The sequence below is a fragment of the Streptomyces sp. TP-A0874 genome, from assembly GCF_001748085.1.
In the GTDB taxonomy this organism is placed as follows: domain Bacteria; phylum Actinomycetota; class Actinomycetes; order Streptomycetales; family Streptomycetaceae; genus Streptomyces.
Genome location: NZ_BBZK01000003.1, coordinates 1009681 through 1017734 on the forward strand (window position 1 = coordinate 1009681; position 8054 = coordinate 1017734).

10 protein-coding genes are annotated in these 8054 nt (G+C 69.5%); 6 read left to right on the forward strand and 4 right to left on the reverse strand.

Annotated features, from left to right (window positions below; all coding sequences use genetic code 11):
- The first annotated feature begins 30 nt into the window (after positions 1-30).
- Entirely contained in the window at positions 31-312 is a 282-nt protein-coding gene (locus BGP73_RS04190) for a chaplin (RefSeq protein WP_069812002.1), read from the forward strand.
- Positions 313-391: 79 nt separating this feature from the next.
- On the opposite strand, the gene BGP73_RS04195 is transcribed toward BGP73_RS04190, so the two are convergent.
- The gene (locus BGP73_RS04195; protein WP_069812003.1) at positions 392-1198 is read right to left on the reverse strand and encodes a hypothetical protein; all 807 of its coding nucleotides are present in this window, start codon (positions 1196-1198) and stop codon (positions 392-394) included.
- Positions 1199-1305: 107 nt separating this feature from the next.
- On the opposite strand from BGP73_RS04195, the gene BGP73_RS04200 reads away from it, so the two are divergent.
- The 4 genes from BGP73_RS04200 to BGP73_RS04215 all read left to right on the forward strand — a co-directional run bounded on the left by BGP73_RS04200 (position 1306) and on the right by BGP73_RS04215 (position 4451).
- The gene (locus BGP73_RS04200) at positions 1306-2097 is read left to right on the forward strand and encodes an ABC transporter ATP-binding protein (protein WP_069812004.1); all 792 of its coding nucleotides are present in this window, start codon (positions 1306-1308) and stop codon (positions 2095-2097) included.
- A 70-nt stretch (positions 2098-2167) separates the two neighbouring features.
- Entirely contained in the window at positions 2168-2590 is a 423-nt protein-coding gene (locus tag BGP73_RS04205; protein WP_244501068.1) for an NfeD family protein, read from the forward strand.
- 97 nt (positions 2591-2687) lie between these two features.
- Positions 2688-3626 carry an SPFH domain-containing protein gene (locus BGP73_RS04210; RefSeq protein ID WP_069812005.1) on the forward strand — a complete coding sequence of 313 codons (939 nt, stop codon included), beginning with the start codon at positions 2688-2690 and terminating at the stop codon, positions 3624-3626.
- A 63-nt stretch (positions 3627-3689) separates the two neighbouring features.
- A complete protein-coding gene (locus BGP73_RS04215; protein ID WP_374701116.1) occupies positions 3690-4451 on the forward strand; it encodes a sulfite exporter TauE/SafE family protein in 762 nt (253 codons plus the stop codon).
- Positions 4452-4494: 43 nt separating this feature from the next.
- Here BGP73_RS04215 and BGP73_RS04220 read toward each other — a convergent pair whose 3' ends face one another.
- From BGP73_RS04220 to BGP73_RS04230, 3 genes are all read right to left on the reverse strand, one after another.
- The gene (locus tag BGP73_RS04220; protein WP_069812007.1) at positions 4495-5001 is read right to left on the reverse strand and encodes an HNH endonuclease; all 507 of its coding nucleotides are present in this window, start codon (positions 4999-5001) and stop codon (positions 4495-4497) included.
- Positions 5002-5188: 187 nt separating this feature from the next.
- A complete protein-coding gene (locus BGP73_RS04225; RefSeq protein WP_069812008.1) occupies positions 5189-5719 on the reverse strand; it encodes a YbhB/YbcL family Raf kinase inhibitor-like protein in 531 nt (176 codons plus the stop codon).
- A gap of 276 nt (positions 5720-5995) precedes the next feature.
- Entirely contained in the window at positions 5996-6778 is a 783-nt protein-coding gene (locus tag BGP73_RS04230) for a sporulation protein (protein ID WP_069812009.1), read from the reverse strand.
- A gap of 183 nt (positions 6779-6961) precedes the next feature.
- On the opposite strand from BGP73_RS04230, the gene BGP73_RS04235 reads away from it, so the two are divergent.
- Positions 6962-7657 carry a DNA-3-methyladenine glycosylase gene (locus tag BGP73_RS04235; protein ID WP_079127172.1) on the forward strand — a complete coding sequence of 232 codons (696 nt, stop codon included), beginning with the start codon at positions 6962-6964 and terminating at the stop codon, positions 7655-7657.
- Positions 7658-8054 lie beyond the last annotated feature (397 nt).

The following is an 8054-nucleotide window of genomic DNA, read 5'->3' on the forward strand; positions in this document are numbered from 1 at the left end:
TCACGGAACACTGAGAAAGAGGAAGACCTCATGAAGACTGTCAAGAAGGCCGCCCTCACCATCGTCGCCGCGGGCGTCGCCATGGGTGCCTCCGCGGGCACCGCTCTCGCCGCCAACGGCGCCGGAGCCCAGGGTGCGGCTGTCGGGTCCCCGGGCTTCATCTCGGGCAACGTCATCCAGGTGCCGATCGACATCCCGGTGAACCTCTGCGGCAACACCATCTCGGTCATCGGCCTGCTGGACTCCTCGCAGGGCCACAAGTGCATCAACGGTGACGTGGACCACCACGGCCACTGGAAGCACCACCGCTGACCAGCTGCTTTCCTGCGAAGGCCCTGCGGGCCCCATGGTCCCGCAGGGCCTCGGCCTTCCCGGAGCCCCCACCAGCCGGTCAGCCCCGCCCGCGCTCCTCCACATAGGCGTTGTACGCCGCCACCTGAGCCCGGCGGGCGGTGCGCTCCAGTGGTCGTAGGGTCTCGCTCCGCGCGGCCATCTGCGAAGCGCTCAGCGCGCCTCCGTGCTCGGTGCCGTGCCCTTCCGGTGTCCCGGCCCCCTGGGCGATGGCGACGAGGGTGGCCACCCGCTGCGCCATCTCCAGCACCCGCACGGCCCTGGGGGAGTAGCCCGGCGCCAGAACGTCCCGGCTCCGCTCGGCTCGCGCCCGGTAGACCTCCAGTGCGGCCCGCGCCGCCGCACCCGAGCCGGCGACGTCCAGCGCGGAGAGCGTCGCGGTGGCCTCCCTGAGCGCCTCGGCCAGTTCCCGCTCCGCCTCCCCCAGCGAAGGGACGTCGGCCGGCGGGGCAACCTGGACGGGCAGCCAGTGCCACACCACCTCGCGCAGCACATCACCCTCCGGTCCGACCTCGCGCACCTCGGGGACCAGGCCCACCGCGGCACCCGACGCGAGGACGGCCTCACCCGCCTCCAGCGCCCGCGCGTTGAACTCCGGAGGACCGCTCAACCCCAGCGGATGACCCGGCACCGGCAGGGCGACCCGGAGCCCGACCGCCCCGATCGACCGCAGCCGACCCAACGCCAGCGTGAGTCCGACCGGCGCACTCTCCCCGGGCACCGCGACGACCCGGTGCACGGCGTCCTCACCGAGGATCATCTGGACGGCGTCATCCGGTGCGACGAGTCCGGCGAAAAGGGAATTACCCCAAGCGGCCAGCCGTCCTGAGTGAGGTTCGCAGAGCATGGGGACAGCCTAAGGAGTGGCACCGGGAACGTGTGGCGTAGGTTGGCTGGGGGCTGCGCCCACAGGCGCGGTGGACAACCGAGACTGCAAGGGGAGACAACGCGCTCATGAGCGATGTACTGGAGCTGGTGGACGTATCAGTGGTCCGCGAGGGCCGGGCTCTGGTCGACCAGGTCTCCTGGTCGGTCGCCGAGGGGGAGCGCTGGGTGATCCTCGGCCCCAACGGAGCCGGCAAGACGACCCTGCTGAACATCGCCTCCAGCTATCTCTTCCCGACCACCGGCACCGTCCAGATCCTGGGCGAGAAGCTCGGCAGCGTCGACGTGTTCGACCTGCGCCCCCGGATCGGTGTCGCCGGTATGTCCGTCGCCCAGAAGCTGCCCGGCCGCCAGACCGTGCTGCAGACGGTGCTCACCGCCGCCTACGGTATGACCGCCGGCTGGCAGGAGGAGTACGAGGCAGTCGACGAGGAGCGGGCCCGGGCCTTCCTCGACCGGCTGGGCATGAACGAACTCCTCGACCGCAGGTTCGGCACGCTCTCCGAGGGCGAGCGGAAGCGCACCATGATCGCCCGGGCCATGATGACCGACCCGGAGCTGCTGCTGCTCGACGAGCCGGCGGCCGGCCTCGACCTCGGAGGCCGCGAGGACCTCGTGCGCCGCCTGGGCCGACTGGCACGCGATCCGTACGCCCCTTCCATGATCATGGTCACCCACCATGTCGAGGAGATCGCTCCGGGCTTCACCCACGTCCTCATGATCCGCCAGGGCAAGGTGCTCGCCGCGGGGCCGGTGGAGCAGGAGCTCACCTCCCGCAACCTCTCCCGCTGCTTCGGACTCCCGCTCGTCGTGGAACGCCGTGAGGACCGCTGGACCGCCCAGGGGCTGGCTCTCTCCTGACACCCGGAACCACCGGACCGAGATCTACGGGGCCCTGTCGCCGGGCGGACTTCCGCCTTACGATAACCACGTGGATCCATGGGTGTGGTGGCTGATCGCCGCCGTGGGGCTGGGTATTCCTCTCGTCGTGACCGCGATGCCCGAGTTCGGGATGCTCGCGGTCGGCGCGGTGGCCGCCGCCGTCACCGACGCCCTCGGCGGGGGCGTGGTGGCCCAGTTCCTCGTCTTCGCGATCGTCTCGGTCGCGCTGATCGCCGTCGTCCGCCCGATCGCCAACCGGCACCGAGCCCAACGGCCCGAGCTGGCCTCCGGTATCGACGCCCTACGGGGCCGGCAAGCGGTGGTGCTGGAGCGCGTCGACCATCACGGGGGCCGCGTCAAACTCGCCGGGGAAGTGTGGTCCGCCCGCACGCTCGACGCGGACCAGGCCTACGAGGTGGGTCAGGAGGTCGACGTGGTCGACATCGACGGGGCGACCGCCGTGGTCATGTGAGCACTCCGTGCACGCACCGGCGCCGACCCGCACTCCGGTGGCCGGACTTCTGAGAGACTGATCAGCAAGCAACCGTAGGACGCGGGGGGAAGGATCCATGCAACCGGTCATCATCGTTCTGATCATCCTGGTGGTGCTCGTCTTCATCGCCCTCATGAAGACGGTCCAGGTCATCCCCCAGGCCAGCGCGGCCATCGTGGAGCGCTTCGGCCGCTACACCCGTACGCTCAACGCCGGCCTGAACATCGTCGTCCCCTTCATCGACTCGGTCCGCAACCGCATCGACCTCCGTGAACAGGTCGTGCCGTTCCCACCGCAGCCGGTCATCACCCAGGACAACCTGGTCGTCAACATCGACACCGTCATCTACTACCAGGTGACCGACGCCCGGGCCGCGACGTACGAGGTCGCCAGCTACATCCAGGCGATCGAGCAGCTCACCGTCACCACGCTGCGGAACATCATCGGCGGCATGGACCTGGAGCGAACCCTCACCTCCCGCGAGGAGATCAACGCGGCGCTGCGGGGCGTCCTCGACGAGGCGACCGGCAAGTGGGGCATCCGCGTCAACCGCGTCGAGCTCAAGGCCATCGAGCCGCCGACCTCCATCCAGGATTCGATGGAGAAGCAGATGCGCGCCGACCGGGACAAGCGGGCCGCCATCCTCCAGGCCGAGGGTGTCCGCCAGTCGGAGATCCTCCGCGCCGAGGGCGAGAAGCAGTCCGCCATCCTGCGCGCCGAAGGTGACGCCAAGGCGCAGGCGCTGCGGGCCGAGGGCGAGGCGCAGGCGATCCGCACCGTCTTCGAGTCGATCCACGCCGGCGACCCGGACCAGAAACTCCTGTCCTACCAGTACCTCCAGATGCTTCCCAAGATCGCGGAGGGAGACGCCAACAAGCTCTGGATCGTGCCCAGCGAAATCGGCGACGCACTCAAGGGGCTCGGCGGCGCGCTCGGCAATTTCACTCCGGGAGGAATGGGCGAAGAGGCGCCGAAGGTCGCGCCTCCGCGCCGGGAGGCCCCCCCGATCGACTGAGTCCGGGCCTCTCCGGCATGATCGGTGCGATCAGCCCCGACCGAGGAGAGACACCGAGTGGGCATGTGGGAAGCGGCGGCGGTGCTGGTCGCCGGGGTCGGAGCCGGAACCATCAACACCATGGTCGGCTCCGGCACCCTCATCACCTTCCCGGTCCTCCTCGCCCTGGGGCTGTCGCCCATCACCGCCAACGTCTCCAACGCGCTCGGGCTGGTCGCGGGATCGGTCAGCGGTGCCATCGGATACCGGCACGAGCTGACCGGGCAGAGCGGCCGGGTGCTCCGCTTCGTTACCGTGGCGCTGATCGGCGGGCTCTGCGGCGCGGTTCTGCTGCTGGCACTGCCCTCCGAGGCCTTCGACGCGATCGTGCCCGCACTGATCGGCATCGCCGTGGTGCTCGTCATCCTCCAGCCATGGCTCTCCGGCGCCCTCCGGCGCCGCCGGGAGGAGAAGGGCACGGCGGCCCAGCAGGACGGCGGCCCCGCCCTGCTGGTGGGCCTCTTGTTGGCCAGCGCGTACGGCGGGTACTTCGGCGCCGCCCAGGGCGTGCTCTACCTCTCGCTGATGGGACTGCTACTCAACGAGAACCTGCAACGCATCAACGCCGTCAAGAACATCCTGGGCGCGGTGGTCAACGGCGTGGCCGCGCTCTTCTTCCTCTTCGTCGCGGAATTCGACTGGGGCGTCGTGGTCCTGCTCGCCATCGGCTCGGCCGCCGGCGGCCAACTCGGTGCCAGGATCGGCCGGCGGCTCCCCGCCACGGCGCTGCGCGGCCTCATCGTCCTGGTCGGCAGCCTCGCCATCGTCCAACTGCTGCTGCGCTAAGGGGTGTCCCGTAATACCCGGTGGGCGCCAGGGCGGGGGGTGCTCAGACGGACAGGGAGAGCCACTGCGGGAGTTCCGCCTCCGCGGCACCGCCCCCGAGAGCCAGCAGCATGGCGTCCGCCGGTGTCGGCACGAACGGCTCGCTGAGCAGCTTCATCCCCGCCTGCTCCGGAGTCCGGTCCGCTTTACGGTGATTGTCCTCGGCGCAGGCCGCCACCGTGTTGAGCCAGGAGTCGGCGCCCCCGTGCGAGCGGGGCACCAGATGGTCGACCGTGGTCGCCCGCCGGCCGCAGTAGGCGCACCGGTTCCGGTCCCGCACCAGCACCCCCCGCCGGGACCAGGGAGCCTGTCTTCGGAACGGCACCCGGACGTAACGGCAGAGTCTGATCACCAACGGAACCGGCAGTTCGACGGCGGTGGCACGGATCCGCAGGCCCGGATGGGCGTGTTCGACGACGGCCTTGCCCTGCAGCACGAGCACCACCGCCCGGCGTAGCGTCACCGTCGCCAGCGGCTCAAAGCTCGCATTGAGCACCAAGGTCTCCCGCATCCCGCTCACCTCCGAGTAGGCCGTCCGCCGCTACGGCGGGCCTCGAAGCAACTCTGTCGTCGGCCGGGGGTGGCTACAACGGAATTTCCCGGCTCAGGGGAGCGCCCGGCGAACCGGGACGGCAGCGCCCCGGCTCCGGGACGGGGAAGTCCCCACCGGGACCGGGGCGGATGAGCGCTGCCCGCGCCTAGCCGGGAATGGCGTACTCACCGATCAGATGCGCTCGGGCCAGGGTGTGGAACCGCAGGTTGAATCCGACGACGGCCGGTGAGGCGTCCGCGTCCGGGCCGAGCTTCTCCGTGTCGACGGCGTAGACCGTGAACACGTAGCGGTGGGTCTCCCCCGGGGGCGGCGCCGCGCCACCGAAGTCCCGGGTGCCGTAGTCGTTTCGGACGTGCACGGCGCCGGCCGGCAGCCCGGGGAACTCCCCGCCGCCCGCCCCGGTGGGCAGTTCGGTGACCGATGCCGGGATATCGAACAGCGACCAGTGCCAGAACCCGCTGCCCGTCGGCGCGTCGGGGTCGAAGCAGGTCACGGCGAAACTCTTCGTCTCCGGCGGGAAGCCCTCCCAGCGCAGGTGCGGAGAGACGTCGCCACCGGTGCGGGCCTGGGCCTCGCCCAGCTTGGCACCGGGCGCCAGATCGTCGCTCACCAGGGTGAACGACAGTACCGGGGGCAGATGGTCGTGCGGGAGCGGTGGCCGCTTGCTGTCGGTCACGTTGGAACCTCCGGATCCGATGGACTCACTGCGGGCGAGCCTAAGGGCTGTCCGGTCATCCGTGGTGGATCAGCGCACGTCGCCAGAGGCGGTGCGTCCGAGGCCGAGCTCAATCCGGACACGAGGATGCGCGGGCGCACCGATCGACACGGAGAGGCGCCGACATCAGCTCGGCAGGAGGCCGTGTCCCATGTCCTGCGGCCACCGGGCGGACCGCCCTCGAGAGCTCCGCCGCCGTCCGCGGAAGCGGAGCTGCTCGCTGGGAACGCCGTCCGGTCAGAACCAGTTGCGCTGGCCCCCGACCTCCGACAGCCACTGGTTCAACAGCGCCGTCCAGTCCGTCTGTCCGAAGGAGGCCAGGTCGACGACGAACGACCGGTAGGTGTCGCTGCCCTCGGTGAACAGGCCGGACTTCTTGTCCATCTCCAGGACCACGTCCATCTCCCGACCGTCGGCGACGAACGTCAGCTCCACCTGGTTCAGGCCGCGGTACTGCGGAGGGGCGTGGAACTCGATCTCCTGGTAGAAGGGCAGCTGCTGCCGGGTGCCCCGCACGTGCCCCCGCTCCAGGTCCGCGGACTTGAACATGAAGCCGAGGTTGCCGAAGGCGTCGAGTATGGCCTGCTGGGCCGGGAGCGGATGGACGTTGACGGGGTCGAGGTCCCCGGAGTCCACCGCGTGCGCGATCTGCAGTTCGGTGGAGACACCGATGCTCATCCCCGTCAGGTACTGCCCCATGAACGTGGTGACCGGGGTCTCCCAGGGGATCTCCAGACCGAAGGGCACCGTGTGGACCGCGCCGGCCTGCACCTCGAAGGCCCCGCCCAGCTGCTGCCGGAAGAACTCGACGTCCTGGTGGTACTCGCCGTCGTTACCCTCGACCTCGACCCGGGTCCTGAGCCCGACGGAGAGCCCCTGGATCTTCTGGGGGACCGAGCCACCCTCGATACGCACCTCTCCCTGCACGATGCCTCCGGGGAGGACGTTCTCCTCGGTCAGTACGGTCTCCACCGTCGCACCGCCCGCACCCAGGCTGGCGAGCAACTTCTTGAGCCCCATGGTCTCCCTCTCCGGCAGAGCCGGCCGGACGCGGGCGCGTCCGGCCGGCGTGATCTTCTCGAGCGGCTATTACTTGATCAAGAAAACGCGGAATCAGCCAGGGCGGTTCCACGCAGCCACCCCGCGCCGGGGCGTCCGTGAGTGCCCGCCCGGGCGGAGGAGGATCCGGTAACCTCGGACCACATGCCAGAACCCTCCGAGGACGAGACCTCGGTGCTCCCGGCACCGGACGGCCCCTCGACCAGCCGCACGCCGCTGCCCCGCGAGTTCTTCGACCGCCCGGTGCTTGAGGTGGCCCCGGACCTGCTGGGGCGCACACTGGTCCGCAGGACGGAGCAGGGCCCGATCGAGCTCCGGCTCACCGAGGTGGAGGCTTACGACGGGCCGTCCGACCCGGGGTCCCACGCGTACCGGGGACGGACCGAACGGAATGCCTCGATGTTCGGCCCACCGGGCCGCGCCTACGTCTACTTCATCTACGGGATGTGGTTCAGTCTCAACCTCGTCTGCGGTCCCGAGGGGGTCGCCAGCGGAGTGCTGCTGCGGGCCGGTGAGATCACTCGGGGCGCGGAACTGGTGCGCGCCCGGCGGGCCACGGCTCGTAGGGACACCGAACTCGCGCAGGGCCCCGCGCGGTTGGCGACCGCCCTGGACATCACCCGGCAGGGGCATGACGGCATCGACCTGTGCGGCGGCAGCGGGGAGCTGTCCCTGCTGACTGGCGGCCCACCCGCAGCGGAGCGAGTACGGAACGGCCCCAGAACAGGTGTCGGGGGAGAGGGCGCCGTGCATCCCTGGCGGTTCTGGATCGACGGTGATCCCACGGTCAGCCGTTACCGGGCGCACGTCCCCCGGCGACGGCGTCAGAGCACCGCTTGACTCCGGGCGACGGAGCGCCTAACGTACGCCAGGCCGCTTGAAGAAGCAGACTCGTGACCTCGGCCCTCGGCCGGACGAGCGCCGACAGGCGGCACCACTACTCTGAGCAGCCCCCTCCAGGGGGAAGTCTCGGTATGCCTGGAATCTGGTTTCCAACAGCTCGATTATGAGCAGGAGAAAGAATCCGCTAAAGTAGTGGACACAGCGAAAGGGAAGCGCCCGGAGACCTTGTAAGAGGGGTTGAAGGAAGCGTCCGTTCCTTGAGAACTCAACAGCGTGCCAAAAGTCAACGCCAGATTTATGTTGATACCCCGTTCCGGAGGGGCCTGCGGTTTCGTGGGTTTTTCTTCGGGATGTGGTTCCTTTGAAACAAATTTTTATTCAGCGAGGATGCTGT

Coding starts and splice junctions, on each gene's coding strand:
- BGP73_RS04190 (WP_069812002.1), top strand. CDS start 31: ATGAAGACTGTCAAGAAGGCCGCCCTCACCATCGTCGCCGCGGGCGTC.
- BGP73_RS04195 (WP_069812003.1), bottom strand. CDS start 1,198: ATGCTCTGCGAACCTCACTCAGGACGGCTGGCCGCTTGGGGTAATTCC.
- BGP73_RS04200 (WP_069812004.1), top strand. CDS start 1,306: ATGAGCGATGTACTGGAGCTGGTGGACGTATCAGTGGTCCGCGAGGGC.
- BGP73_RS04210 (WP_069812005.1), top strand. CDS start 2,688: ATGCAACCGGTCATCATCGTTCTGATCATCCTGGTGGTGCTCGTCTTC.
- BGP73_RS04215 (WP_374701116.1), top strand. CDS start 3,690: ATGTGGGAAGCGGCGGCGGTGCTGGTCGCCGGGGTCGGAGCCGGAACC.
- BGP73_RS04220 (WP_069812007.1), bottom strand. CDS start 5,001: ATGCGGGAGACCTTGGTGCTCAATGCGAGCTTTGAGCCGCTGGCGACG.
- BGP73_RS04230 (WP_069812009.1), bottom strand. CDS start 6,778: ATGGGGCTCAAGAAGTTGCTCGCCAGCCTGGGTGCGGGCGGTGCGACG.
- BGP73_RS04235 (WP_079127172.1), top strand. CDS start 6,962: ATGCCAGAACCCTCCGAGGACGAGACCTCGGTGCTCCCGGCACCGGAC.